Origin of the sequence: Stenotrophomonas maltophilia, assembly GCF_006974125.1 — a bacterium.
GTDB lineage: Bacteria > Pseudomonadota > Gammaproteobacteria > Xanthomonadales > Xanthomonadaceae > Stenotrophomonas > Stenotrophomonas maltophilia_O.
Genome location: NZ_CP037858.1, coordinates 480,387 through 506,316, shown reverse-complemented (window position 1 = coordinate 506,316; position 25,930 = coordinate 480,387). Strand labels below are relative to the sequence as shown.

General features: G+C 64.7%; 23 protein-coding genes and 1 pseudogene. 8 read left to right on the top strand and 16 right to left on the bottom strand.

Annotated elements, in window-relative coordinates:
- Window positions 1-8 precede the first annotated feature (8 nt).
- From EZ304_RS02325 to EZ304_RS02305, 5 genes are all read right to left on the bottom strand, one after another.
- A complete protein-coding gene (locus tag EZ304_RS02325; RefSeq protein WP_142806153.1) occupies window positions 9-2,327 on the bottom strand; it encodes a TonB-dependent receptor in 2,319 nt (772 codons plus the stop codon).
- A 312-nt stretch (window positions 2,328-2,639) separates the two neighbouring features.
- Window positions 2,640-3,017, bottom strand: coding sequence for a DUF2894 domain-containing protein (locus tag EZ304_RS02320; RefSeq protein ID WP_142806152.1), 378 nt, complete (start codon window positions 3,015-3,017; stop codon window positions 2,640-2,642).
- Complete coding sequence (locus EZ304_RS02315; protein WP_099553377.1) at window positions 3,007-3,645, bottom strand: OmpA family protein; 639 nt, start codon at window positions 3,643-3,645, stop codon at window positions 3,007-3,009. The genes EZ304_RS02320 and EZ304_RS02315 overlap by 11 nt, the downstream gene beginning before the upstream one ends.
- On the bottom strand, window positions 3,642-5,906 hold the full coding sequence (locus EZ304_RS02310) for a DUF802 domain-containing protein (RefSeq protein ID WP_142806151.1): 2,265 nt from the start codon (window positions 5,904-5,906) through the stop codon (window positions 3,642-3,644). Before EZ304_RS02310 ends, EZ304_RS02315 begins: the two co-directional genes overlap by 4 nt.
- 10 nt (window positions 5,907-5,916) lie before the next feature.
- Complete coding sequence (locus tag EZ304_RS02305) at window positions 5,917-6,570, bottom strand: DUF3348 family protein (RefSeq protein ID WP_099553382.1); 654 nt, start codon at window positions 6,568-6,570, stop codon at window positions 5,917-5,919.
- Window positions 6,571-6,715: 145 nt separating this feature from the next.
- On the opposite strand from EZ304_RS02305, the gene EZ304_RS02300 reads away from it, so the two are divergent.
- The gene (locus EZ304_RS02300) at window positions 6,716-7,636 is read left to right on the top strand and encodes a M14 family metallopeptidase (RefSeq protein ID WP_099553384.1); all 921 of its coding nucleotides are present in this window, start codon (window positions 6,716-6,718) and stop codon (window positions 7,634-7,636) included.
- On the opposite strand, the gene eptA is transcribed toward EZ304_RS02300, so the two are convergent.
- The 8 genes from eptA to EZ304_RS02260 form a co-directional block, all read right to left on the bottom strand.
- On the bottom strand, window positions 7,540-9,348 hold the full coding sequence (gene eptA / locus EZ304_RS02295) for a phosphoethanolamine transferase EptA (protein ID WP_142806149.1): 1,809 nt from the start codon (window positions 9,346-9,348) through the stop codon (window positions 7,540-7,542). The two genes, EZ304_RS02300 and eptA, sit on opposite strands and share 97 nt — an antisense overlap.
- A gap of 73 nt (window positions 9,349-9,421) precedes the next feature.
- Window positions 9,422-9,808, bottom strand: a complete 387-nt coding sequence (locus EZ304_RS02290; RefSeq protein ID WP_099553388.1) for a diacylglycerol kinase — start codon at window positions 9,806-9,808, stop codon at window positions 9,422-9,424.
- A 59-nt stretch (window positions 9,809-9,867) separates the two neighbouring features.
- Entirely contained in the window at window positions 9,868-11,100 is a 1,233-nt protein-coding gene (locus EZ304_RS02285; protein ID WP_099553391.1) for a sensor histidine kinase, read from the bottom strand.
- Complete coding sequence (locus tag EZ304_RS02280; protein WP_142806147.1) at window positions 11,097-11,771, bottom strand: response regulator transcription factor; 675 nt, start codon at window positions 11,769-11,771, stop codon at window positions 11,097-11,099. Before EZ304_RS02280 ends, EZ304_RS02285 begins: the two co-directional genes overlap by 4 nt.
- Window positions 11,772-11,844: 73 nt before the next feature.
- Window positions 11,845-12,471: a hypothetical protein gene (locus EZ304_RS02275; protein ID WP_142806146.1), complete on the bottom strand. Its 627-nt coding sequence runs from the start codon at window positions 12,469-12,471 to the stop codon at window positions 11,845-11,847.
- Between the two features lie 49 nt (window positions 12,472-12,520).
- Window positions 12,521-13,051, bottom strand: coding sequence for a nuclear transport factor 2 family protein (locus EZ304_RS02270; RefSeq protein WP_142806145.1), 531 nt, complete (start codon window positions 13,049-13,051; stop codon window positions 12,521-12,523).
- A 34-nt stretch (window positions 13,052-13,085) separates the two neighbouring features.
- A complete protein-coding gene (locus tag EZ304_RS02265) occupies window positions 13,086-13,511 on the bottom strand; it encodes a hypothetical protein (protein ID WP_142806144.1) in 426 nt (141 codons plus the stop codon).
- Between the two features lie 59 nt (window positions 13,512-13,570).
- Window positions 13,571-14,176 carry a hypothetical protein gene (locus EZ304_RS02260; protein WP_242884726.1) on the bottom strand — a complete coding sequence of 202 codons (606 nt, stop codon included), beginning with the start codon at window positions 14,174-14,176 and terminating at the stop codon, window positions 13,571-13,573.
- A gap of 507 nt (window positions 14,177-14,683) precedes the next feature.
- Between EZ304_RS02260 and EZ304_RS02250 the strand changes: the two genes are divergently transcribed.
- On the top strand, window positions 14,684-14,995 hold the full coding sequence (locus EZ304_RS02250) for a hypothetical protein (protein ID WP_142806142.1): 312 nt from the start codon (window positions 14,684-14,686) through the stop codon (window positions 14,993-14,995).
- Between the two features lie 19 nt (window positions 14,996-15,014).
- Here the strand turns inward: EZ304_RS02250 and EZ304_RS02245 are convergent, their stop codons facing one another.
- Window positions 15,015-15,833 (bottom strand): alpha/beta fold hydrolase, encoded by an 819-nt coding sequence (locus tag EZ304_RS02245; protein ID WP_142806141.1) that lies wholly within the window; start codon window positions 15,831-15,833, stop codon window positions 15,015-15,017.
- A gap of 356 nt (window positions 15,834-16,189) precedes the next feature.
- Here EZ304_RS02245 and EZ304_RS02240 point away from each other — a divergent pair, with 356 nt between their 5' ends.
- The 5 genes and pseudogenes from EZ304_RS02240 (at window position 16,190) to EZ304_RS02220 (ending at window position 24,088) form a co-directional block, all read left to right on the top strand.
- Entirely contained in the window at window positions 16,190-20,920 is a 4,731-nt protein-coding gene (locus EZ304_RS02240; protein WP_260678207.1) for an RHS repeat-associated core domain-containing protein, read from the top strand.
- A 2-nt stretch (window positions 20,921-20,922) separates the two neighbouring features.
- Entirely contained in the window at window positions 20,923-21,135 is a 213-nt protein-coding gene (locus EZ304_RS02235) for a hypothetical protein (protein WP_234411782.1), read from the top strand.
- Between the two features lie 364 nt (window positions 21,136-21,499).
- Window positions 21,500-21,937, top strand: a pseudogene (locus EZ304_RS02230) (RHS repeat-associated core domain-containing protein); the annotation flags it as partial.
- A gap of 1,415 nt (window positions 21,938-23,352) precedes the next feature.
- Window positions 23,353-23,742, top strand: a complete 390-nt coding sequence (locus tag EZ304_RS02225) for a hypothetical protein (protein ID WP_142806140.1) — start codon at window positions 23,353-23,355, stop codon at window positions 23,740-23,742.
- Window positions 23,743-23,752: 10 nt separating this feature from the next.
- Window positions 23,753-24,088 (top strand): DUF6984 family protein, encoded by a 336-nt coding sequence (locus tag EZ304_RS02220; RefSeq protein ID WP_134709321.1) that lies wholly within the window; start codon window positions 23,753-23,755, stop codon window positions 24,086-24,088.
- A gap of 45 nt (window positions 24,089-24,133) precedes the next feature.
- On the opposite strand, the gene EZ304_RS02215 is transcribed toward EZ304_RS02220, so the two are convergent.
- Window positions 24,134-24,508: a hypothetical protein gene (locus tag EZ304_RS02215; protein ID WP_142806139.1), complete on the bottom strand. Its 375-nt coding sequence runs from the start codon at window positions 24,506-24,508 to the stop codon at window positions 24,134-24,136.
- 571 nt (window positions 24,509-25,079) lie between these two features.
- Between EZ304_RS02215 and EZ304_RS02210 the strand changes: the two genes are divergently transcribed.
- Window positions 25,080-25,409, top strand: coding sequence for a hypothetical protein (locus EZ304_RS02210; RefSeq protein ID WP_005416862.1), 330 nt, complete (start codon window positions 25,080-25,082; stop codon window positions 25,407-25,409).
- Here the strand turns inward: EZ304_RS02210 and EZ304_RS02205 are convergent.
- The gene (locus tag EZ304_RS02205) at window positions 25,403-25,807 is read right to left on the bottom strand and encodes a hypothetical protein (protein ID WP_024958877.1); all 405 of its coding nucleotides are present in this window, start codon (window positions 25,805-25,807) and stop codon (window positions 25,403-25,405) included. The two genes, EZ304_RS02210 and EZ304_RS02205, sit on opposite strands and share 7 nt — an antisense overlap.
- Window positions 25,808-25,930 lie beyond the last annotated feature (123 nt).

The window sequence follows — 25,930 nt, the reverse complement described above, 5'->3', positions numbered from 1 at the left end:
GGGGGCGATCAGAAGCGAAGGTCGATCGTACCGAACACCTGGCGCGGTGCCGAGGCATGGAACACGTACAGCTTGCCGGCCGGGTCGCTGGGTGCGAACACGCTCGAATCCAGGTTGCTGGCGTAGCGTTTGTTGGTCAGGTTGGTCACGTTGAACGACAGGCGCATGCCCTTGGCGAAGCCGACCTGGCCGAAGTCATAGCCACCGGCCAGATCGAACACGGTAAAGCCGCCGAAGCCCTGGTCGTTGGTGTAGGTGTAGAAACGTTCGCCGGTGTACTTGCCACGCAGGCTGGCGAACCAGCCGTTGTCGCGCCAGGTGATCTCGGTGGCCAGCAGCTGCTTGGGCGTATCGGTCTGGATCTTGCCCTTGATCTGCTGCTCCACACCGGCCTGCACGTAGTTGGAGGCGTAGGTCGAGCGGTTCAACGAGGCCGAGGTGTACCAGCTGAAGTGCTCGTTCGGGGTCCACAGCACGGTCAGCTCGGCACCGCGGCTGTCGACGCCGCCGACGTTGTAGAAGCGGTTGCCGCAGGTCGGGCCGACCGGCTGGCGTGAGTCGCAGGGGTTGTACTGCAGCAGGCGGTTGTCGAAGCGCACGCTGTAGGCCGCGATCGAGGCCTGCAGGGTATCGGTGACGAAGCGGTAGCCGGCTTCGAGCGAGCGCGATTCCTCCGGCTTCAGGTTGCCCTGCGCATTCCAGGTGGCCTGGCTGACGGCCTGCGGGCCCAGCTTGAAGCCGCCCTGGAACATGGCGATGTTCTCGGCGTAGCTGGCGAAGATCTCGTGGTGCTCGGCCAGGCGGAAATTGGCGCCGATGCTGGGCAGGAAGTTCTTGCTGGCCTTCAGTGAGCCGGTGGCGAACTGGTTGTTCGAGGCCGGTGAGATCGGCGTCTTCGCGTCGCCTGGCAGTGCTTGTGCATCGGAGGTGGCATGCGGGCTCTTGGCGCCGAATTCCAGGGTCAGGCGATCATCCAGCAGGCGCCAGGTGTCCTTCAGGAAGAACTGATGGGTCTTCCAGCGCGTGCGCTGGGCGAACACGCCGACATCGGAGGGCAGGGTGTTCATGCCGCTCAGGTCGCGCGGCCCATCCACGGCGGTCTGGTAGCGCTCGGCGCTGCTGGTGTTGCGCTCGTACCAGACGCCGCCTTCGATGCGATGTGCGCCCAGCTCCCAGTCGAACGACAGCGTGCCGCCATCGCGGTCGATGGTGTAGATGGTGTTGCGGAAGATGATCGGGATCTCCTGTGCCGTACCCTTGTTCGACCAAGCGCCGCTGTTCCAGTTGTGGCCCTCGCCACGATCGTCATGGTGGTAGGCCAGTGCACGCAGGCTGAAGCCATCGGCCAGGAAGAAGTCACCGGCCAGGTAGTACAGGTTGTCGTCGCGCAGGATCTGGCCGGCGGTGAAGGCACCATCGGCATCCTTGTCCGGACCGCTGCTGTCGCACTTCTTCGCGTTGAAGCTGGCGGTATTGCAGTAGGCCTTGGCCACGGCCTTGTTCCAGTCCGGCGCGTAGCCGCCCCAGTCCCAGCCGAGGCCACGCGACATCTCGTCCTTGGACAGGTAGAAGTAGTCCGCCTGGGTGGTGCGCGAGGTATCGACGAAACCGGTGATCTGGCCGCGGCCGAAGTTCCACACGCCCTTGGCATTGAACTGCCTGGTGGAGGATTTGTTGTAGGCGGTCTGGTCGTTCCACAGGTCGGAGACGGCATTCATGCCGGAGACGTAACCGGAGAAACCGTTGTACTCGCCGCTGTCCACGCGCACGAAGGTGCGGCGGTTGGCATCGCTGCCGAAGGTCTGCACCACGCGGCCACCCAGCTCCTGGGCCGGGCGGTCGGAGGTGTAGGAGATGGTGCCGCCGAGGTTGCTGGTGGACGGCGTGCCGAGGCTGCCGATGCCCACCGCCAGTTCCGCGCCGGCCATGTTCTCGCTGATCAGCGCACGGTTGATGGTCAGGCCGTTGTAGTTGTTGTACGCGCCATCGCCCAGCGGCACACCGTCGAGTGTGTAACCGAGACGGGTCGAGTTGAAGCCGCGCAGGCTCAGCGTCATCGACTGCTCGTTGGTGCCCAGCGCATCGGCCGACTGCGCGTTGACGCCCGGCAGCAGGTTGAGGGTCTTCTGCAGGCTGGTACCCGGCGGCAGGATGTCGAGGTTCTCTCGGGTGATGCGCTGCACCTGGCGGGCTTCACCGCTGCCGATCACCGAGACCGCATCGAGGGTGGTGGCGGAGGGCGTGCTGGAGGTCGGGGCAGCATCCTGCGCCCAGGCCGCGGGAGCGAGCGCGATCGAGAGCGCGGCGGCCAACAAAGTCTTGGTCATGTTACGGACACTCAGGCAGGCACGAGCCACCGCGCGGGCGCGGAGCTCATGGAGTCGAAAGGGGAGACAACCGAGGTGACTGCGGACGCTGCAGGCGCCGTGGGTCAACGTGAAAATGGTGCGCTAGACAGATGACTGTCTGGTGACACCGCTACATGCGTGGCATGCCGACGCATGCACTGGTAGATGCCAACCTTGGTTGGCATGCGCGGCGTCGTTGGTGGAGCACCAACCAAGGTTGGTGTCTACCAGGCGCGCGGAAAAGGAGTGTCGTATCCAGGCGCGCCGAACAGGGCTGGCGTCAATGTGCGATCAACCGGCGTTGCGCGGCTTGCGCGTGCGCTTCGGCTTTGCGGCATCCGCACTGCTGGCGGCGCCGTCCTGCAGCGCCTGCAGCCACGACAACGTATCCACATAGTCGATGAAGTGGCGCAGGTAGCCGGGGCTGCTCGCCTGCATCGTGTCCAGCATGCGTTGCACCAGCACCGCCGAGTTCAGCGGGCCGCCATCTGCCGGGGCCTCGGTGCGCAGGGAGCGGCGCACCTGCAGTTCGCTGCGCAGCTCCGACCACTCGCGCTGCACCTGCTGCAGCATCGGCACCTGCGGGTAATGCGGCAGCGAGCGCGACCCCGCATCGAGGTCGCGCACCAGTGCGCGCAGGCCTTCCAGCGCGGGCGGCTTACTTGCCATCCGGCGCCTTGGGCTTTGGAATCGGCGCGATCTCCACGCGGCGGTTGCGTGCGCGGCCTTCTTCATTGGCATTGGAACTGACCGGCTGCTCGCTGCCGAACGCGGCGGCGAACACGGCGTCGGCCGGCACGCCATCGGCGATCAGGGTGCGGGTCACGGTCAACGAACGCTGCGCGGACAGCTCCCAGTTGTCGGCAAAGCGGCGGTTGCCTTCTCGTACCGGTGCGTCATCGGTGAAGCCGCTGACCATCAGGATCTCTTCGCGGCTGCCCAGGTAGGCGGCCAGCGGCGCGGCCAGGCTGCGCAGCAGCTCCTGGCCTTCCGGCTGCAGCTGGTCGGAGTTCAGCGCGAACAGCACGCTGCCGCTGATACCGATGCGGCCGTCGACCAGCGTCACCCGGCCGGCGGCGAGCGGGCCAGCCAGCGCCTGTTCCAGTGTCTGCAGGCGCTTGGCTTCGGCCTGGCGCTGCTTCACTTCCTGGTCCAGCCGCTGCGACAGCTCCAACTGCACGGCAACCACGCCGACCAGAATCAGCACGAACGCGCCCAGCAGCACCGACATCAGGTCGCCAAAGGCGGCCCAGATCGGGGCGTGTGAGCCGCCGTCGACCTCCAGCTCGTCGCTCATGCGCTGCCGGCCTTGCCGCGGCGCGTGGCCAGCTGCTGCAGTTCTTCCATTACCTGCTTCTGCGACAGCAGGCTGAGGTCGACCACTTCACGCGCCTGCGCCACGTAGTAGGCCAGCTGTTCGTCACTGCGTGCCAACGAGGCATCGAGCGCGCCACCGATCTGTTCCAGGCGGCCGGACAATTCGGTCGAGGCAGAACCGAACTGCTCCACCGCGGCACCGAAGGTGCCGGCCAACTGGCCCACTTCACCGGCGCTGCCATTGAGCGCCGCGGCAATGCCATCCAGCTTGCCGGTCTCGGCGGCGATATGGTCGGTGAAGCGGTTGCCGACGCGTTCCAGCAGCTCGGCCGAACCGCCGACCAGCGCGTCCACCGCCGTGCGCTGTTCGTGCGAGGCGTGGTTGATTGCATCCAGCAGGGTCTGCACGGTGGCCAGCAGGCGACCGCGTTCTTCCAGCATCGCGTTGTCACGCACCAGGCTCTCGGACAGCGTGCTGCGCAGCTCGTTGATGACATCGGCAGCGGCCTTGGGTGCGGCAGCGGCGGTCTGCAGCAGAGTAGACACTTCGGCCAGCGTGGCGCTGGCCTGCGCGCGACCGTTCTCGCCGATCTGCTGCGCGGTAGCCGCCAGCGTGTCGCAGACCTGCTGCTGCTGCGCGGCCAGGCGTTCGCCGTTGGCGTGCAGGCGCTCGGCCAGGTCGGTGGAAACATGCTGCAAGGCATCGCTCCAGCGCTGCAGGCGCTGTTCGTCGCCGGCCTGCAGCTGCGCCTGCAGGGCGGCGTGGGCCTGCTGCAGCTCGGCGCTGACCGCGTCCCAGCGCGCCTGGCGTTGCTGCTCGCGGCTGTCCAGGCTGGCCTGCAGTTCGGCGTGCGCGGTCGCTGCGGCGGCCTGCGCGGCCTGCCAATCCTGCGAGCGCTGCTGTTCGTGGTCCTGCAGCAGCGACTGGCTGGCGCTGTGGCGCTGCTCCAGTGCCTGCAGCAGCGCCTGCGCGTGCTCGTCCAGCTGCTGACCGGCCGCGAGCAGCGCCTGCTGCTGGCGCTCGACCAATGCGCTGTTCAGGGCGTGCTGCTGCTCGGCGGCGGCGCGCAAGGCCTCCGCGTTGCCCTGTGCATCGGCCTGCAGGCGCTCGCCGATGCGTGCGACCAGCGCTTCGGCATGCGTGGCCTGGCCATCGCTGAAGGCCTGCAGGTGCTGGCGCAGATCGCCCACCAGCGCCTGCTGTGCCTGGGTCTGTTCACTGACCACCTTGGCCCAGCTGGCCTCGGTGGCGACCCGGCTGCGCTCGAAACCGTCGCTCAGGCCGGCCAACTGTTGCTGCACGGCCTGCTCGACGCGGGCATGCAGTGCCTCGCCGTGACGGGCCAGGCCCGCCAGGGTGGTCTCGGTCATCGGCTGCAGCGCGCCACCGATGGCGGCGGCGCTGGCTTCGGCACCTTCGCGCAGCGATTGCTGCAGCGAGACCGCCAGCCGCTCCTGCAGCGCCTGGCTCTGGGTCAGGAACTCGGCCTGGCCGGCCAGCAGGCGCTCATTGGCGGCCGCACTGTGTTGTTCGAAGGTGCTGGTCATCGCCTGCAGGCGGTCGACCAGCGCCGGCAGCGCCGCGGACTGTGCCTGCAGCAGGCGCAGCGACTCGGCGCGCTGCCAGGCCTGCGAGTACGGATGCAGGTCGCCGGCAATGGCGCGGTCCAGCTGCTGCACGGCCTGCAGGCGGTCGCGGCGCAGCAGCGCCGCCAGCAGGCCGAGCATGGCCGAGCTGGCCACACCGGCAATCGAGGTACCGAATGCCACCGCCAGGCCCTGCACCGGCGAGGCCAGCGAGCCGCGGATCGCGGCCATGTCGGTCGCGCTCTGCAGGGCCAGCCCGGTGCCACGCAGCGTGTCCATCATGCCCAGCAGGGTGCCGAGCATGCCCAGCAGCACCAGCAGGCCGACCAGGTACGGGGTCAGTACCGGTGCGGGCAGGGCAGTGCGCTCGCCCTCCACGCGCAGGCGCACGGCGTTGCGCAGGCCCACCGGCACGCGTTCCAGCCAGGGGGCAAGGCTTTCCTTTGCACCGGACAGGTCACTCAGTGCGGTGCGCAGGCCGTTGCTGGCCTGGCGGTAGCGGTACAGCTCCACGCCACCGGCGATGTAGCAGGCTGCGATGATCGCCGCCACCGCTGCACCCAGCGGATGCACCGAAACGTAGCCAATGCCGATCCAGCACACGGCCAGCAGGCCGACAAGGAAAACAACGACATGGAAAGCAGTTCTGGACATGGTGTTCCGGTCAGTGGGAGCGCAGGGCGTCTTGCAGCCCTTCGATCGGGTGGAAGCGCAGCTGCAGTTCGGCGAGCAGCAGCGTGCGCATGTCATGGCGGAAGGCCGCGCGCCAGCCGGGCTGGCCGTGCACGCGTTCAAATCGGGCGCCGAGCACTGCCGGCGCAGTGGCCAGCAGGCTGTGCTCGCGCGGGGTGAGGGTCTGCTCCATCACCGCATCGACCTCGGCCAGCCGCGCCAGCTCGGGCGAAACCTGCACCAGCTGGTCGCGCAGGCGGCCGCGCAGGCGCCCGGTGGCCGTCTGGATGGCCTGCTGCAGCACCCGGTAGCGCTGGCGCAGCGAGGCGAAGTTGGGTGCAGCGGCGGCTTCGGCCAGGTCCAGCAGGCGCTCGGCCTCGGCATCCTCACGGATCGAGGCCAGCAGGCTGGCGTGCGCCTGGGCGCAGTCGGCCAGCACATCCTCGACCGCTTCGGTGGCCTCACCCGGCTCGGGCAGGCGTCCGCCGAGCGCCCCGGACAGGGCCACGGCGCGGCTCCAGTCCACCCACTGGCCGAGGCGATCGGTCAGGGCGGGACTGGTGGCCGGCATCGCGCCGTCGCTGAGACGGGCGAGCAGGCGGAGGAACTCCGGTCCACCCAGGACCGGCTGCGCTGCGTTCGCCATCAAGGGGTGAGGGGCCAAAAACCGTTGATTTTACAACCAGATGACCCGGCCTGGATGAAGGCGGGGCCGGGGGAGGGGACCCGCAGGCGCGACAAGGCTTAGAATGACCGGCTGCACCCATCCCGTTCGACCCTTGGAGTACCCAATGACTGTTGCGCAGTTCTACCCGATCGGCACCCCTGGACAGCCCTGGGGCGACGCGGAACGCGCACAGTGGCGGGCCCGCCAGCAGCGCCAGCGCAGCTACCACGACGACGTGGTGGCCGCCCTTGAGCGCCTGGACGACAGCTTCGACGTGATCCAGTACGGCCAGCTGGACTATGCGCCGGACCATTACCCGCTGTTCGCGGTGGTCAACCACGACTGGAACCCGGCGTTGCCGACCGCGCTGATCACCGGTGGCGTGCATGGCTACGAGACCAGCGGCGTGCATGGCGCCTTGCAGTTCCTGGAACAGCAGGCCGAGCGTTACCTGGGCCGGCTGAACCTGATCGTGGCGCCGTGCGTCAGCCCGTGGGGCTACGAGCGCATCCAGCGCTGGAACCCGGATGCCATCGACCCGAACCGCAGCTTCCGTGACGGCGGCCAGATCGAGGAAGCGGCCGCCCTGATGGCCTGGGTGGCCGAGCGCAAGCCGAACCTGCTGGTGCACCTGGACCTGCACGAGACCACCGACAGCGACCTGCAGGAGTTCGATCCGGCCCGCTGCGCCCGCGACGGCAAGCCGTTCGAGCGCGACACCATTCCGGATGGCTTCTACGTGATCGGCAACAGCGAAGATCCGCAGGCCGAGTTCCAGAAGGCATTGATCACCGCTGTGGCCCCGGTCACCCACATCGCCCCGGCCGACGCCGAGGGCAACCTGGTCGGCCTGCCGCTGCAGTCGCCGGGCGTGGTCTGGGGTGAATCGCGTTCGATCGGCGCCTGCGCCGGCTTCACCGATGCGCGCTTTGCGACCACCACCGAGGTCTATCCGGACAGCCCGCGCACCAATCCGCAGGAATGCAACGACGCCCAGGTGGCGGCGGTGTGTGCGGGCCTGGATTTCGCCCTGGCGGCGCAGTAACGCGCCACGTTCCGGGCAGCGACCGGCATCAGCCGGCGCTGCCTCGCCGGTGAAGTGGCCACAGCCGGCGACGCCGACGCGCGGCATCCGGCGAACACATCCAGATCGCGCTGGTACACCGTGCTGTTGACCCTGAACAGGCCCAGCAGCGAGTGGAAGACGTTGTCGTGGCTGTGCGCCCGGTGCAGGGCATTCTCGCGCAGGCAGGCCAGGTCCACGCCCGCGTTGCGGCTGAACTCCGGTGAGAACCACATCACCATCGGCACCTGGGTCTGCTCGCGCGGTGCGATGAAGTAAGGCGTGCCGTGCAGGTACATGCCCCGTTCGCCCAGCGACTCGCCATGGTCGGACACATAGATCAGTGCGACATCACGCTGGTCCGAATAGCCCTGCAGCAGGTCGATGGTCTTGCCCAGCATGCGGTCGGTATGGACCAGGGTGTTGTCATAGGTGTTGACCAGTGCCTCGTTGCTGCAATGCTGGATCTGGTTGCTGTCGCAGGTCGGGCTGAATGCCCGCGAGTGTGCCGGGTAGCGTTCGAAGTAGGTCGGTCCGTGGCTGCCCAGCTGGTGCAGCACGACCAGGGCGTCACCGTTCATGGCGTCAATACGTGTACCGAGCTGATGCAGCAGCACCTCGTCGTAACAGGTGCCGTCGGCATTGACGCACTGGCCGGCCACCTTCAACGCGGGCATGTCCTCGGTCGGCACGCGTTCGCACACGCCCTTGCAGCCGCCGTTGTTGTTGTTGCGCCAGAGCACGCTGATGCCGGTGCGCTGCAGGATGTCGAGCACGTTCTCCTCGGTCGCTGCGCGAACATCGTCGTACTGGCTGCGGGTCATCTGCGAGAACATGCACGGCACCGAGATCGCCGTTGCGGTTCCGCATGACGAGACATCATTGAAGCTGATGACGCCTTCCTTGCGCGAGAGCCGGGGATTGGTCGCGCGTGGGTAGCCGTTGAGCTGGAAGTTCTGTGAGCGCGCGGTCTCGCCGACGACCATGATCACCAGCTTCGGACGCGGGCCCGGTACGCGCCGGGCGTCCATGCCGATCGGGCGCAAGGGTTGCTGGCGGGTGCTGTAGAGACCTTTCAGATAACCGTGGGTATGGCGCACGACGTTCAACGGCAGCACCTGGTCACGGAGATGGCGGTTGTTGCGCAGCAGCGAGGAGTAGTCCTTGTAGAACGCGAAGCCGATTGCCAGCAGTACCAGCAATGACGCCAGAACGCTGGCCGGCCACACCAGCAGCGAACGTATCGAACCGGCCCCGCTGGTGGTGCGCACCAGGGCCAGCCCGGCAGCGGGCAGCACGCCCAGCGCCAGCAGGGTCAACAGCAGTGGCAGCGAGAGATAGGCGTTCAGTTCGGCCTGGTTGGTCTCGAACACGTTCTGCACCATGCTGCGATCGATCAGCACGTTGTAGTGCAGCATGAAGTAGCTGCAGGCGGCGCTGACGACAACGAGCAGCACCAGCAGCGGCCTGCGCAGGAACGGCAGTGCCAGCAGTGGCGTCAGCATCAGGTTGAGCAGGCAGAACAGCACCACCGGCAGGCTGGCCAGGAACAGCACGCTGCGCAGGCTGTTGAGGTCGATCAGCCCCCACAATGTCTTCCAGAGGGCGATGTTTCCAATTGTGGTGAAGAACAGTGCGGCGGCCCAGACCAGAATGATCGGATGGGGCCGTGGAATACGGCGGCATTGACGCACGAGCAGGTTCCGTGGAGCGGGAGTGCGCGCAGTATCGAAACCGCTTTATCAGGAAGTTGTCAGGTTGGGCGGACTAGCCCAGCAGGATCACGCCCCACACCGCGCCCACCATCAACAGTGCGGTGGTCTGCGCGGCGCTGCCCATGTCCTTGGCGTTCTTGGACAGCGGATGCTGCTCCAGAGAGATGCGATCGACCACTGCTTCGATCGCCGAGTTGAGCAGTTCCACCAGCAGGCTGATGAAGCAGACCGCCAGCACCAGCGCCCGTTCGAGCTTGCTGATGTCCAGCACGAACGCTGCAATGATCAACAGCGCGTGCAGAAGCAGCAGTTGGCGAAAGGCAGCCTCGCCGCGGAAGGTGGCGATGAAACCATCGCGCGAATGGATGAGGGTGTGGAAGATGCGGCTCAGGCCGGTCTTGCCGTGCGGGTACTTGCCGCTGTCCTTGGGGTGCTGCATGCCGTTTCCGCCGTGAAGTGAGCAACCCCCAGCATGTGCAGGCGCGCGTCAGGAAACCGTCAGATGGGCCACTCCAGGCTGAACCGGCATCCCTGCTGCGAGGAATGCACCGTCATCCTCCAGCCCAGGTGCTCGACGATGCGCTGCACGATCGACAGCCCCAGTCCTTCGCCACTGTGCGGGCTGCCGGGCAGGAAACGCTGGAACTGCTGTGGGTCGATACTGGAGGGCAGGCCGGGTCCCGTGTCGGCGATGATGAGTGTGGTGTCGTGGAGGGTGATCCTCACTTCGCCCCTTTCAGTGTACTGGCAGGCGTTGCGCAGCAGGTTCCAGATCACGCTGTGCGCCAGATCCGCGTTGGTGTCCAGCACGGCGTCATGCCGGGCATCAAACGCAACGATCACCGGCTTGCCGGAAATCCAGGGCTGGCAACGCTCCATGCAGGATTCGATCAGCGGACGCAGGGCCACCTCATTGCGTGGCACGGTGCTGGGGGCGCGTGAGAGCAGCAGCAGGCAGGTCAGCTGGCGCTGCATCTCCTGGGTGGTGCGCAGGATGCGCTCTGCGCTGGGAACCAGGTGACTCTCGGCCGGAAGCTGGCAGGCCAATGTCTCCGCAGCGCCGCCGATGATGGCCAGCGGCGTGCGGAGCTCGTGGCTGGCATCGCCGCTGAAGCACTGTTCGCGATGCAGGAACCGTTCGAGCTCGTCACTGTGCCGGGCGAACGCGCGGGCGAGTACACCGATCTCATCGCGCGCGTCCTGGTAGGGAAAGGGCTTCTGGCCGTCCTGCACCGCGTCCGCCAATCGCGTGATGGGCGCGATGACGTGCGTCGCTACCTTGCGACCGATCAGGAAGGCGCAGAGCACGCAGATCGAAATGACCAGTGCCGCGAAGGCATTGATCAGGTGTTCCAGATAGCCATAGTGCGCCGCGTCCTGCAGCAGGTAGTAGCGCTGGTCGCCGTTGTCGAAGACGCTCAGGTGCCACTCGTTGGGCGCCTCTTCGCCGTGATGGCCCGGGCCGTACTGGCGCAGCACGACAGGCACGTCATCGGCATCGAACAGCTGGGTCCCCGGTGGCAGGGTGGGGCGTTGGCCACGAGCCAGCGCAGCCTGCAGTCTTTGCACTTCACCGTGCTGGGTCCGCGCGACGACAGCAGCCCGGACCTGGTCGTAGTCGACCTGTTCGGCCAGAACGATGAAACCCATGGCACCGGCCATCAACAGCACGAACGAGATCGTGATGCGGGCACGCAGGCTCAGGCGGCGGTAGAGGGAGGCAGGACTCACGCCTGCATGCGCCAGCCGACGCTGTGCACCGTGGTGATCAGCGCGGTATCGAAGCTGCGATCCACCTGCAGGCGCAGTTCATGGATGTGGGTTCGCAGCGCGCCGCTGTCCGGTGGCTCGTCGCCCCAGACCAGGTATTCCATCTCCTGCTTGCGCACCACGGCGGGCGCCGCACGCACCAGGCACATCAGCAGCTTGTGCGACGTGGGCGTCAGCGCGATGCAGCGGCCTTGCCGCCAGGCCTGTGGCGAGCGCGTGTCCACCTGCAGGTCCTTCCACGCCAGCACGCTCTGGACCTGGCGACCCTGTGCCCGCCGCACCAGGGCCTTGATCCGTGCATCCAGTTCCATCAGCGAGAACGGTTTGACCAGGTAGTCATCCGCGCCCAGGGCCAGGCCCTGCACGCGGTCTTCGACCGGATCGCGCGCGGTCAGCATCAGGATCGGTACCGGGTTCTGGAATTCCTGGCGCAGCTTCTGGCACAGCGTCATGCCGTCCAGCCGCGGCAGCATCAGGTCCAGCAGGATGGCGTCGTAGTCGTGCTGCGTGGCCCGGCGCAGTCCGCTGGCGCCGTCGCGGGCGTCGTCCAGTACGTAGCCCAGCGGTTCAAAGAAGGCATACAGATTGGCAACCAGCTCGGGGTTGTCTTCGATGATGAGCAGGCGGGTCATAGGGCAGGGCATCCTTGCGCGAGGCCGGGCGGTGAAGGTTCCGGCCCGGACTACGGAAACGGGTGGGGCGTACTCAACCGCCTTGGCGCTGCGCCTGGATGGCCTGGTCGAGGGCGTCCAGCTCATCGGTCGGCGAGGCCAGCCATGCCGGGTACGCTTCGGTCTCGACGAAGGCGGAAGATCGCAGCACATCATCGAACGCCGGATTGTCCTTCTCCGCATGGCGCAGCAGGCCGGACATCAGCCCGCAGATGCGGACGGCGGCCTGGAAGGCGCCCTGCAGCGATCCGGCTGGCTCGGTGACCGTGTTGAGGAAGGCCGCATAGGCCGGCCCATCGAAGACGAAGTCCTCGCGCTGCTGGAAGGCATCGCCGCTGAGGTTGGCTTCGCCGGAGACGTGCCGCGAGAATCCCCAGGACCAGATGTCGAGGAAACGCAGGTCATCCAGCATCCGGCGCGCATCGTCATTCAGCGCGACCGCGCCGGACAAAGCGTGCTCCAGCGTGGCTGCTGCGAACGGTTCGGTGCCTTCGTGGGCCAGGAAATCGCTCAGACAGCGCAGCGCACCGGGATGGTGCGGGTCCAGTTGCAGCGCCCGGTAGATCACCCGTGCGCCTTCCACGTGACGGCCTTGGGCGATGAAGATGTTGAGGGCATGGTGCGCGAGCTGGTCGGCGCTGAGGTCGGCAATGCGGGTCATCGGGTCTGGCGGGTGTGGACGAACGGTGTGCGCCAGTCTGACAGATCGCTCACCCGGCCGGGCTGCGTGAATCGCGGACCGAGTAGATCACCGAGAAGATCTTCCAGCCCTGTTCGGTCCGGATCAGCTGCCACATCTCCTTGCCCCAGTTGGTCTTCACCCCATCGTCGTGGAAGCTGTAGTCGAACGACACCGAAGCCACATCGCCATCCGTCTCGATCTTGGTGTTGGAGAATGTCTCCTCCTTCGGCTTGGGCGAGGCCACCGCCCCGTCGATCAGCGCGATGAAGTTGTTGGTGGGAATCTGCCGTGCCTTGATCGCATCGGGCTTGGCCTTGCGGATGTCCTGCAGGCGAACGTCCTCGGAGACGAACTGCCAGCCGATATCTTCCGGCTTGTCCGAGAAGAACAGGCTCATGTAGGTCGGCTTGTCCTTGTTGATCAGCGAGGTGCGGAACGATTCGACCACCTGTTCGATCGCCTTGACGTCGGCGGGGGCGTTCTGCGCGGCGTAGGCCGGCAGCCACGCCGGGAGCAACAGGGCGAGGGCGGCGAAGCGTGCGCGTGCATTGGGCATCATGGGTTCCTGAGGGAGGCGCGGCGGCGCAGGCGCATCACCGCGCGTAGGTTCGCCAGAAAAGAACGCGGTCTTCTGCCCTGTTGATGGCGACGAAGACTGACTTTCCGGATTCAGGCGCGCAGCGAAAGACGCGGTACGATTTGTTGAGCCTCGCGTTGCCGGGCCACCAGTATCGATTGAACGCAACAGGATCGCTGTTGTTGAATGTGGTTGCCTGGCAATCCGCAGGCAGCTGCAGTGGTATCGCAGGGGGCTTGGTGAAGGCCAGCGCGCTGGTGTTTGAGTCGAGGTCATGCACCTCGCGCAGGTCGGTCGCCTCGTGGGGCACCCAGCCGGGAATCCGTCCCTTGTTCACCATGTCGGCGTCAAGCGCCTCGCGCAGAGTGTCGAACGAACTGTCCATCACCAGGCCGCAGGCGCTGAGCGCCGTGCAGACCGTCAATGGAAGGATGGATCGCATCCTGGTCCAGATGGCGAGTGGAAACATCGTCCTTGCGTCCCCGTGGAATGCCGTCCGACCTATCGGGTCAGCGCGTCGAACAGGCGATTGCGGTCCGCATCGTTCATCGACCAGCTCTGTCCGAGCGGGGCCATGCGGACGGATTCGGTCCGGCCGCAGGCCCGGTACTGCCAGGTTTCCGAGCCATCGGGTTGGGCTGTCACGTCGATGCCCTCCAGGCGGGCGCATTGCAACCGGGCCAGTGCCATCGGCGCGAAGTGCAGCATGTAGTGCTGCACCCGGTCGGTCGGCATGGCCGTTCCGGCAGGCAGCGGATGGGCCGGGCCGTACTCGGCGAGCAGGCCAACGCAGGTCGCTGCGGCGGACAGGGGATTGCGACCGAAGGCGCGGGAGGCATCCCGCTCCACATCCTTTTCCAGAGCCTTGCCTTCCTTGCTGCTGGCATAGACCTCGGCGGCCTGCAGTTGTGCGGCGTCGAGTGTCGACAGCCAGTGCTGGCGACCTTCCTGCAACTGCAGTTTCAAGCCAGGGAGGGTCTTCTGGCAGCGTGCTGCGATTGCCTGCGTCTGTACGAAATCCTGCCCACGATCACCGGGCGTTGCGGTCGCTGTTGCGGCCGTTGTTGCCGCCGCTGGGGCAACAGCGAGGGCCATGCAGGCGATCACCAGATTCCGTCCCATTCCATTGCGCATCCTGCACCCCATGGAGAGTTTGACGGCGCACGCTAGCACGGATGCCGGGCGCTGCAACAGGCCCGCTTGTCGAGGTTTGACGTTGAAGAAGGTCTGCGCGGATGATGCGCGGGCGCGCGGCGCAGGAGGGGATCTGTCAATGAGGACACTTATGTGGGGGCTTGCCGGCCTGTTCGTGGCGTACGTTGCTGGTTGCTCGGCGATCTCGGCGTGGCATTCCCATGCGCTTGCTTCAGTCCCGGTCGGGGCGAGCAGGGGCGAGGTACTCCGGGCGCTGGGGCAGCCTGATGTGGTGGAGCACGCCGGTGTTCCCTTTACCCGCTATGCCAGCAGTGGATGCAGTGGCCGCTGTGTGCAGCGATGGTGGTATGAGAACCGGTTGGGCCTGGATACCCAAGCCTGGTCGGTAGAGCTGGATGCTTCAGATCGCGTGCTCGCAACGTCGCGCTGGACATCACCGTAGAAGACCACGACGAGCGCATGCGTATCCATCGACCTTTCATTTTCATCGCAAGCCTGGCCCTGATGGCGTTGTGCGGGCTGATGGGTGTACTGGTGCTCATCTATGGCTTCAACGAGCAGGGCCTGCGCTGCGGCAGGCTGTGCTCACTGGAGATATCGATTCGCCTGCTCTTTGGTGATCGGGGATTCGAAATACTGGTGGCGACGGGGCTCGTTGCCGCGGCGCTGATGTTCGGGCATATCGCACTGCGGGAGGGTATGCATGCGGGGCGGGGGCAGGTGCGGCGTCGGGAGCGCAGGCGCCGCCGGCCAAAGCGGTCGCGGTCATGAAGTGCGTTGTCGCCGGGCGCTAGGGCTGGTCCACAACAGCTCTGATGGCGGCCACCACCGCAGCAGGATCCTCGCGCTGGAGGGTGTGGCCGGTCGCCAGGTAGCGATGCGTACCGCGCGTGAACCCTGAGAAGAGCAGGGCGTGCTGTGCCTTCCAGAGTGCCTTGCCCGCTGCGGTTTCCTCGAAGAACAGCGGTTCGGCAGCGAGCTGGGTTGCAGTCAGCAGCGCCACGGGCACGTCCGGCATCGTGCGCGGGGTCACCGCACCGGGTGCATCCAGTTGTTCGGTCAGCACGGCGTAGTCGGCAGCCATGGCCGGCGGCACCATTGCCCGCAGCTGGGCATCGTCTGCCTGCACGCGGGCACTGTCGGCCTGCTTGAACGCATGGCGCTGCCCCATCGTGGCCGGGTCCACCAGCACCAGGCCCTGCAGGCGTTCCGGATGGCGGCGTGCAAACTCCGTGGCCAGCAGGCCTCCATAGGAATGACCCACCAGTACAACGCGGCGACCGGGAGCGAGCGTATCGATCACGGCCGTGAGGTCGGCCAGGTGCGCATCGATGCGCTTGGGCTGACCATCGCTGCCGGACTTGCCGAGCCCTGCACGGGCGTAGGTGATGCTGTGGTAATCGCGCCCCAGACCCGCGACCACCTCCTTCCAGGCACCCGCACCCTGCCCGAAGCCGGATTCGAAGACCACGGTGATCGGGCCGGCCCCCGTCTCCTCGGCCTGCAGTGCATAAGTGCCCCGATCCACCTGGATTTCCCCGGCGTGGACGGTGCCTGTTGCGGCCATCACCGCGGCCAGCACCCACAACGTCACTCGGTTGCTCTTCATTGCCATTCCCCTGGGCCATGCCGCGTGCCAGCCCTTCCGATGGGTCAGGTCTGCAGCGGAGTGCCGTAGCCTGCCGACCTCGCGACAGGTCGTGCTGGTAATGTAGTGAGGTATAACACCGACTCCCTGTGCAGGAAGTCATGGGGACAGGGCGCAGTCCGCTGAATGGCGTTGGATGCTTGAATCTGTGATCGGTTACGCGACTCCACACTTGAATGTGCAAGCGTCCTCAACGACAAAGGCGGCATGTGGCACTGCCGCATTCCGGACCAGGGACGATCCGAAGCATGACGCGGGGAACACCTTCGCGTTCTCGTTCCCGCCGGCGCTGTGTTCGTCCAGGAAGGAGAACAGGGATGTTGGAACGACTGAAGACCCTCTCGCGTGCCGCGCTGGCGATTGTTGCCCTCGGCTGCTTCGCCCCTGCTATGGCACAGGCGCAGGAAAGCAAGATTACCTGGCGCATTTCGCAGCCCGGCGGCGATGCGACTCAGTACAAGACCCAACAGGCGGCGGTGGCTGCCATCAAGAACCTGCCCGCACCCAGCCCGTTCCCACCAGATTTCCAGTTCGGCTGGCAGTACGTCGACAAGATCAAGTCGAAAGTCATGGACTTGAACGGCAATACGTCGATCACCTACTGGATGGGAAAGTCTCAGCCCTCCGACCCTGATTGGTCGTATCTAAGCACCGCGCAGTTCCCAACAGAAGAGGCAATGGTTGCCGACTATCTGGCCATGGTTCAGGCAGAGAATCCTATATGCCCTGGTGCAACGGTCACGCCCGCAAGTGAGTGGTATGCGCTCAGTCCGGACATGGAAGGAACCATCGAGACACGTGATTTTGAAGTGATATACATGACCGGCGACAACACAGCCGAGTCGCCGTGCACGCCCTATCCAAGCGATGCCCAGATGACGCGGACCCGGCGTCTGAACTGCCCGATCCCCCTCACACAGTGGTCTAACAAGCATAACGCCTGCGTCAGCGAAGAATTCGTTGCGACCATCACCTCGAAGTCGCAGAAGTGCGACAAGGACGGCGGCAACGGCAGCTGCCCCATGTCCCGCAACGATACAGCGGCGAACATGAGTCCGTTTCCCGACCAGGACCCGACCTCCAACGGCGGTACCTGCGACGGCAATGTCGGCAATCCGTGTGATGTCAAAACCGGCGAGAAGTACGAAATCGCGCAGGACTTCGATCTTGGCTGGATCGCGCTGACGCGCTTCTATCACTCCGGCATCTCCACGTCATCCGGTGGCTTCGGCTATGGCTGGACCCATTCGCTGGGAGCCCACCTGGCACTGGATGGCGTTGACAGTGTGGGCATCATTGAAAGCACTGGTTTCCAGCGTGCATTCAAGAAGATCGGGCAAGCCTATGAGGCGGACGACGACAGTGGCGATCGTCTGGTCCAGAACGGCAACTGGACGCTGTATTCAGCGGGCTCCATCTCTACCTTCGGCACGGACGGGCGTCTGACCGGCAAGCGCTTCCCGGATGGCACGTCGCTGACCTACATCTACGATGACAGCGAGCGCCTTGCAGCCGTCACCCACAGCAGTGGCCGCACGCTGGAGTTCGTCTACCAGTCCAACGACTACGAGGCGCTGATCAGTTCGGTCCTGGTCGAAGGCATTCCGCTCGCCACCTACACCTATACATCGCAGAACCAGGTTGCCACGGTGACCTATGCGGGTGGTGGTGTGCGCACGTATCACTACGAGAACCAGGCGTTCCCCCAGCACCTGACGGGTATCACCGCCGAGGACGGTCGCCGCTACAGCACCTTTTCCTACGATTCCATCGGCCGTGTGATCTCCAGTCAGCATGCCGGCGGTGCCGATGGTGTGACACTGGCCTACAGCCCCAACGGCGGTGCAGTCGTGACCGACGCGCTTGGGCGGCAGACCGATTACACCCTGACACCCGGGGGCGACACCGCGCCGTCGCGCAAGGTAACCGGCCTGAGTGATTCGCAGGGAACCGTCAGCCGGACCTACTACGACCAGAGTGTCGACTTCCGCCGACGCCTGGATACCTACACCGATCGCCGCGGTATCCAGACCAAGCACACCTATGCGCAGGGCACCGATGCGGTGAGCGGTCGTGCCGTCAGCATCCATGCCGTGACCGAAGCGGTCGGCCTGCCCGAGCAGCGGGTGGTGACCACCGCGCGCGACGTCGAAACCAATGCGGTACTGACCACCCGGATCGGTAGCCGCGAAACCCGCATGGCCTTCAATTCCCGACGCCAGCCGACGGCCAACACGGTGACCGACACCGCTTCCGGTCAGACGCGCATCACCAGCTACACGTACTGCGAAGCCGCTGATGTGGCAGCGGCAGGCAGCTGCCCGGTGGAGGGGCTGCTGAAGAGTGTGGATGGCCCGCGCACGGATGTGGCCGATGCCGTTACCTATGCCTATTACTCGGCGGATGATGCAGGGTGCGCGACCGGAGGTGCCTGCAGCTATCGCAAGGGCGACCTGCGCAGCGTGACCAATGCGCTGGGCCAGACGGCCGAGACTCTGGCTTACGACGCGTTCGGGCGGCCGTTGTCGGTCAAGGATGCCAACGGCGTTGTGACCGACTACACCTACCATGCCCGCGGCTGGCCGACCTCGGTCACCGTGCGCGGTGCCGCCACAGCCGAGGACCGGGTGACCCAGATCAGCTACTGGCCGACCGGCCAGGTGCAACAGGTCACCGAGCCTGACGGCAGCAGCGTTACCTATGTCTACGACGCCGCCCAGCGGCTGACGGATATCGCCGACAACGCCGGCAACACCATTCACTACACGCTGGACAACGCCGGCAACCGCCTCAAGGAAGACACGCTGGATACTGGCGGCACCCTGCGTCGCACCCTGGCACGGACGTTCAACACGCTCGGCCAGCTGACCGCACTGAAGGACGCGAGCAATCACGCCACCGGCTTTGCCTACGATGCCAACGGCAACCCGCAGACCGTGACCGACGCCCTGCAGCGCGTGACCAGCCAGCAGTACGACCCGCTGAACCGACTGGCGCAGACCCTGCAGGATGTCGGCGGCGTGGCGGCGGAGATCCGCAGCCAGTACAACGCGCTGGACCAGGTCACCCAGGTCACCGACCCGAAAGGCCTGCATACGACCTATGCCTACAACGGGTTCGGTGACCTGACCGGGCAGGTCAGCCCGGACAGTGGCGCCAGCAGCTTCACCTCAGATGCAGCCGGCAACCGCAAGACGGCCACCGATGCGCGTGGCGTCACCGCCACCTATCACTACGATGTACTCAACCGTCTGATCGGCATTGCCTATCCGGATCCCAATCTGGATGTGGGCTACAGCTATGACGTGGCGCCAGCGGTCTGCACCGCCGACGAGCGCTTTGCCAAGGGACGACTGGGGCAGGTGCTGCACGTCAATGGCAGCACCCAGTACTGCCATGACCGCTTCGGTCAGGTCACCCGCAAGGTGCAGACGCTCAATGGGGTGGCCAGTACCCTGCGCTATGCCTACAGCAAGTCGGGCCGCCTGACGGCGTTGACGTACCCCGATGGCAGTGTGGCCGACTACGTGCGCGATACCCAGGGGCGCATCAGTCAGATCGGCCTGACCCGGCCCGGCCAAGCCCGCCAGATCGTGGTGAACAACGTGACCTACGCAGCCTTCGGCCCGGCGACCGGTTGGACCTATGGCAACGGCCGCCAGCTGCAGCGTCCGCTGGATCTGGACTACCGCCCGCAAGCGGTGCACGACCCGGCCGCAGGCGGCCTGTCGCTGGGCTATGGCTATGACCCGGTCGGTTCAATCACCGAACTGAAGAACGGCGCGGGCTCGGCGGTGCTCGCCAAGTACGCCTACGACACGCTGGGCCGCCTGACCCAGACCCAGGACGGCACGACCGGCACTCCGATTGAAACCTATGCGTATGACGCCACCGGCAATCGCATCGCATTGACCACCTCGGCAGGCACCGCCCGCTACACCTATCCCGCAACCAGCCATCGCTTGACTGCGGTGGATGGCGAGGCGCGCAGCCATGACGCAGTGGGCAACACCACCAGCATCGGCAGCAAGACGTTCACCTACAGCGATGCCAACCGCATGAACGCGGTGAAGCAGGGCAATGCGGTGGTGGAAAGCTACAGCTACAACCATCGCGGTGAACGCGTACTGCGTACCCCGGTTAGTGGCGCAGCGCAGATCACCCTGTATGACGAGGCAGGGCAGTGGCTGGGCAACTACTCGGCCACGGGGCAGGCGCAGCAGCAGGCCATCTGGCTGGACGACTATCCTGTGGCGCTGATCAATGTGCCGGCTATCGGCGTGCCGGAGCTGGCCTACGTCCAACCAGATCATATGGGTACGCCGCGCGTGGTGATCGACCCGGTGCGCGATGTCGCGATCTGGGATTGGAGCAACAAGAGCGAAGTGTTCGGCAACCAGATTCCGAGCGCTGATCCGGATGGTGATGGTGTGGCGTTCGAGCTGGCGCTGCGATTCCCGGGCCAGCAGGCGACGGACGTGAGTGGGTTGTTCTACAACTACCAGCGTGAATACGACCCGGCGGTGGGGCGGTACTCGCAGAGTGATCCTATTGGATTGAAGGGGGGCATCAGCGCTTACGCTTATGTCGATTCGAATCCAACCATTGCTACCGATCCGCAGGGGCTGGCAAAGAAAAGAGCGTGTGTCGCGGCCTACATCGCTGGAGGTGCGGTTTGCGGCGGTGCGGCGGGCTACTACGGAGGAGGCGCTGTGGGAGGCATCGGCGGCGCGGCGGCTTGCAGTCCATCAGGCCCAGGGGCAGCAGTCTGCGCCATCGGCGGCGCGGCCGGCGGGAGTACTCTTGGCGGTGCCGCAGGTTCGGTGGTCGGTGGGTTCCTGGGCAATATTGCCGGTCAGGCGATGTGTTCGGACGAGGAGGGAGAAGATTGTGAGGCCCTGCTACGGACTGACACGGATACCTGCAATGGAATCACCAGGGTGCGTGGCGCAAGAGCTGGTGCGGTCTGTCATGCGTCGGCGACGCAGAGATATGCTGCGTGTCTTAGCGGAAGTCCTATTCCGCCATTGAATACATGGAACAATTGACAATGAATACGTATGACCATCTCGTCTGTGTTGATGAAGATGCAAAGGAATTGGTTGTTTTTCGGGTGGGGGCAGATGGGAAGAGGACCTTGTTCACCAGGGTGGCGCTTCCGCACGTTGAGGGATGGTCTGCCGAGTTGCAGGATCTTGCGAAAGCGCTCGGCGAGAACCTGCTGATCGACTCTCCGGTGATCCGGCGGATTCTTAATGTGTGAGACATGAAACAGGGAGCTCCTCAGCCCTCCAGGAAGGTCCGTGGCATAGCATGAGAGCGTTTGATCTGCGGAGATTGAAAAAAGACGCCAAGAAAAGCGGCATGCGGGTCGTTGGGAATTTCTTGATTGCCTCGTATACGCGAGATGTGATCTCTGGGTTTGCGATAGACCCTGCACCGTCTGCTATCTACCTATGGACCTTCGTGCTTCCGACCTATGATGATTTGTCGTTCCTGCACATGTCTCTAGGCCAGAGGGTTGCAGTTGCGAAAGGAGATGAACGTTTCTTCTGTGGCATGCATACTGAGTACGTCGAAAATCTTGAGAGGGTTAGAGCGGCGGCAGACTTGTTGCTCTATGTCGGGGTAACTACTCGGCCACGGGCCAAGCTCAGCAGCAGGCGATCTGGCTGGACAACTACCCGGTGGCGCTGATCAACGTGCCGGCTACCGGCGTACCGGAACTGGCCTACGTGCAGCCGGATCATCTGGGCACACCGCGCGTGGTGATCGATCCGGTACGGAATGTCTCGATCTGGGAGTGGAGCAACAAGAGCGAGGTGTTCGGCAACCAGATTCCGAGTGCGGATCCAGATGGTGATGGCCTGTCCTTTCTATTGGCCCTCCGTTTCCCGGGGCAGCAGGCGACCGATGCGAGCGGCTTCTTCTACAACTCGCAGCGAGAGTATGACCCTGAGGTCGGGCGGTATTCTCAGGGCGATCCGTTGGGATTGAATGGTGGCATTTTGTTGTATCTCTATGCGAGTGCGAGGCCGGTCGCTTCGATGGATCCATTTGGGTTGCTGGATTGGGAGTTGAATCCGGTTGCATGGAAGAGGGGAACTCGAAATGGCGACATGACTGCGACGTACCCGGGCGCACCGACATCTGAATTCAGGGCCAATACGCTTGCTCGGACGACCATGGAATGGACTATCAGCCCTAAGTGCAATTGCGATGCTGCGGGCCACTATCTTGAAGAATATGCCGTTGGCCTCACCCCCACTGTGCTGATGCGCGACCGATATGATTCTCCTGCCATCAGGCGTTCGACGATGCGTGACGAAATGGATCATGTCGGAGACCTGCAGGGCTGGGCCGAAAATGCAAGAGCGGCCGCAGAGCGATTCGAAGCTAGTATTGGCGCAAACCGGTATCAGAGCGCGCAGGAATGTGAGGTGCAAGGTGCTGCCGCAATGCAGAGCCATTTGTCGGAGAGCATTCTTCCTGCGGTGATCAGGTCAAGGCAACAGTGGGATGATAGTGGCAAGCATCGATTGATAATCAGGGGGCGGTGAATTGAAGAACGTCGCGCTTTTCCTAGCGATCGCACTGAGTAGTGCGGCATGTTCCACACTTGATGGTCACAAGGTCTGCAGTGAGGCCCAGATAAGGTATGTCGAATCGGCTTCAGTTGCCGAATCCTGGGTTGGTAGATTCGAGGTGACGCATATGTCTGGTCCCGCAATCCGGATTGCGCTCGACGGTCCCGACGGTCATGTCGCTGCCCGGAGCGCGGTCACCGAGCAGAGACCGAAGGGAAGCCCAAGTTGGAAGATTTTCAACCCGATCCTTGAGGAGGTTGCTGGCCCCACCCGGAGTCTGCGTGTCAGTCGCGGCAAGCCGCAGGTAGTATTGTTTGATGCAAACGGTCTCTTCGTTCCCGGGCAGGCAGATGAACATAAGGAATACTCAGTAGTGTTTCGCGACATCAATGGGTGTGACTACAGGTCTGAGCCTTTCACCCCTTGATGCCGACTGCCGGGGCGAGGCTTGGGCTGTTTGTGGCGGGTCAGGAATCCGTAGCGGGCTGGCCATGCGCGGCGAGACTGAGGCGCATGGACGTGGCGGTTTCCGCGAGGCCGCGCCCGTTGCTACCGATTCTGTCGTTCCTTGCTACGGATGGAGTGTGAAATCCTAAAAAAGGGGCGGCGGCGTTCTTTGCCAAAGAGTCCACGTGAGGTACGCCTTCGTCGCCAGTCAGAGGACTCTCTATCCCACCATGCTGCTCTGCCGAGTGCTGGCTGTTTCCGTGTCGGGGTTTGATGACTACTTAGGCCGACAGTCTGCCGGAACGAGCGATTCTCTGATGCCGACCGTCGTGCCGAGATCCTGGCCGTTCCACAAGGCCCGCAGGAGCACTTATGCCCGCCATAGCAAATGGCGGCGGTGTCACGTTTCGGTCGTCCAGCTGTATACGTCTGAGAGGTTCCCGTAGATGAATGAGGATTTCAACGCGTTCGAATGGTGTGACGCCACGTTGCTGGCTATCGACATTGACAGAAGCAATCCAGGCGTATGCGATGAGGTAAAGGTTCAGGTGCGCTGGCCGGACGGCCGGCAGGCAACCGTTTGCTTCTCGGGAGCCTACGGGTGCTCGGCTCTCATGAACTTCGGCGTACTGGGTGACGAGGGAATTGAGTTCGCCATGGTGGACGATGACGAGCCGGGACTCGCTGATCTTCTTGATCGTTGGAAGGCGGTCGGCTATCCGCTGTCCGGTCTGAAGTGTTTTCGTATCGAGACCAGCTCGACCGGAAGCGTCATTCTGATCTACGCCAGGACATGGCGGATCGAGAATCAGCCGATGGCGGATGCAGTGCCCTGAAGGACATTCCGTGCCCAGATTCCTCACCCCCGACGAGGTCTCCCTCATCCATAGGCTGCTGCCGGAGACGACCGAGCTGTCCGAACGGTTGTTGAAGGATCTGGCGCTCGCCCAGGTGGAGGACGTGGAGGTCGTCGGATTCGGAGGCGTGGTGTTCCTGTCCAGCACGACCCAGGTCTTCGGAAGCGACATTGCCACTGCAATGCTTGCCGATGCCGACGGCGTGCCGGTGAGAGTCACCCTGTGCCTGGACAATCACGATCAGCTCTTCGAGCTGGAGCTGTGCAAGGTGGACTTCTCACCGATCATCGGCGTCGATCTGAGGAGCGCTTTCAGCGAGCACTGACACCTGCTGAAAGCGGTCCTCGCCGAAGGGCGTGGCGCATCGCGTTCACCCTTCGGGCTGCAACCGCCCCACCGCCTGCGCGCACAACGACTGGCAGGCCATGACCAACCCCTCCATCACCCGGTCGCCCACGTACTCTTCCGGCTCGCCGTTCTGCCGGGTTCGTTCCGCCGCCAGCAGCATTTCCAGCACCACCCGCAACCCGCTCAACGCGCAATCTGCATCGGCCAGGGCCAGGCAGCGCCCAGGCAGCTGGTGACGCTCCGGCCAGGGTTGTCCGTCGGCTGCTGCACCGGAGCCGATGCGGTTGAGGTTGGCAATGAAGGTGTTCCTGTCCACCGCAGGCGCAGTCTGTGGCGAACCGTCGTCGCGGGCGGTGCTGCGGTAGGCGTGCAGATGCGGGAAGTCCGATTCGTTCATGGCAAGGCTCCGTGCAGGGCAATCGGTAGCCGCCACCCGAAAGGTGGCGGGCGGTACGTGGTTCGAATCCGGGTTGGCCTCAAGCCGGCGGGCGCGAACGCCCCCAACGCACCGCCCGCCATAGCCGGCAGACGGATTGCCAGCCGGCGCCACGCATGGTGACGCCGGCTGGCAAGCGCACTTACTCAAAGCCAACACGGGATTCGAAGCCCGGCCACCCTTTTCCGGTGGCACGCCATCTGAGCCCGGGGCGCTGTGCAATGCCAATCAGAAGAGTTGCAAACATCACTCGATTGGAGACGCTTTCGGTATTCTCCCACGCTGTTAAGCACTGCCAGCGCTGGCTGGCGCGGCGGTCCACCCGCACCGTGCAATCTGCGACAGGTGTCGAGGTTGGGGGGCGTTAGGGAACAAGCAGGGAGGGGTGATGGCGACAGGCTCTGCGGGGAGGGGGCTGAGTTGTACATGGCTGGCCTCTACAGGCGTCAAAGCGTGATGTGCGACTCGGGTTGACGTTCCCAGCCACCAAGCGCAGGCTTGTTCAGCACGTTTCCTAATCAGAGGGAGACTTATGACCGCGACCGCTTCGCTGCACCCAACCCCCGACACCCAGGGCCGTTCCCGCCTCTGGAGTGTGTTCTGGCTGCAGGGCGTCATTCCCAGCAACATTCTGTGGGCGGTAGCCCTCTGGGCGCTGGCCAACCAGCGCACCACGCTGCTGTTGGGGGTATTTGCCGTGCTGCTGCTCTATACCGGTTGGATCATCCCGGCGGTCTGGCGGGCGGCGCCCACCGCGCACAACCCCAACCTGGGCGTGGCCGCGCGCGGGTTGACCGTGGCCTGGGGGCTGAACACCGTGCTGGTGATCTTCTTCCTGACCCTGCAGCTGGTGGCTCAATAGAACTGAACGGGCTCGCCGCCACGGTCGAAGGCGGCGAAGCGGCCGATCTGACCGTCATGGATGGCGTTGACCATCAGCTTCAGCGGGCGCGCGGCTTCGTCGCTGTTGGGTGCGAAACCGCCTCTGCCATCCAGCGCCGCCACGAACACCAGGTCCCAGTCGATGCCGGTGGTGGTCGACTCGGCCGCCAGCGCCTGGAAGCTGGGCACCTCGGCCGGCAGCTTGTCCACGCACAGCACCGGCGACAGGGTGCCGCCCTCGCGGCGGTCATGCCGGTCGCGCTGGTCGCTGGTGGGCGATTCGGGCAGCTCGGCGCGCACGAATACGAACAGCAGGCGTTGCGGTTCAGCCTGCTCGCCGGCGGCATGCAGCAGTTGCTGGAAATCGTTCATCATCATGAGGGTTGTCACACGCCCGCTGCACGGAAAGCCGCATGCTGCCACAACGCCTGCCGCGCGGGGCCGAACACGATTGATTTAAGTCATGCCCATGGAACTGAAGGCCGCGTACTCTGGCAATCG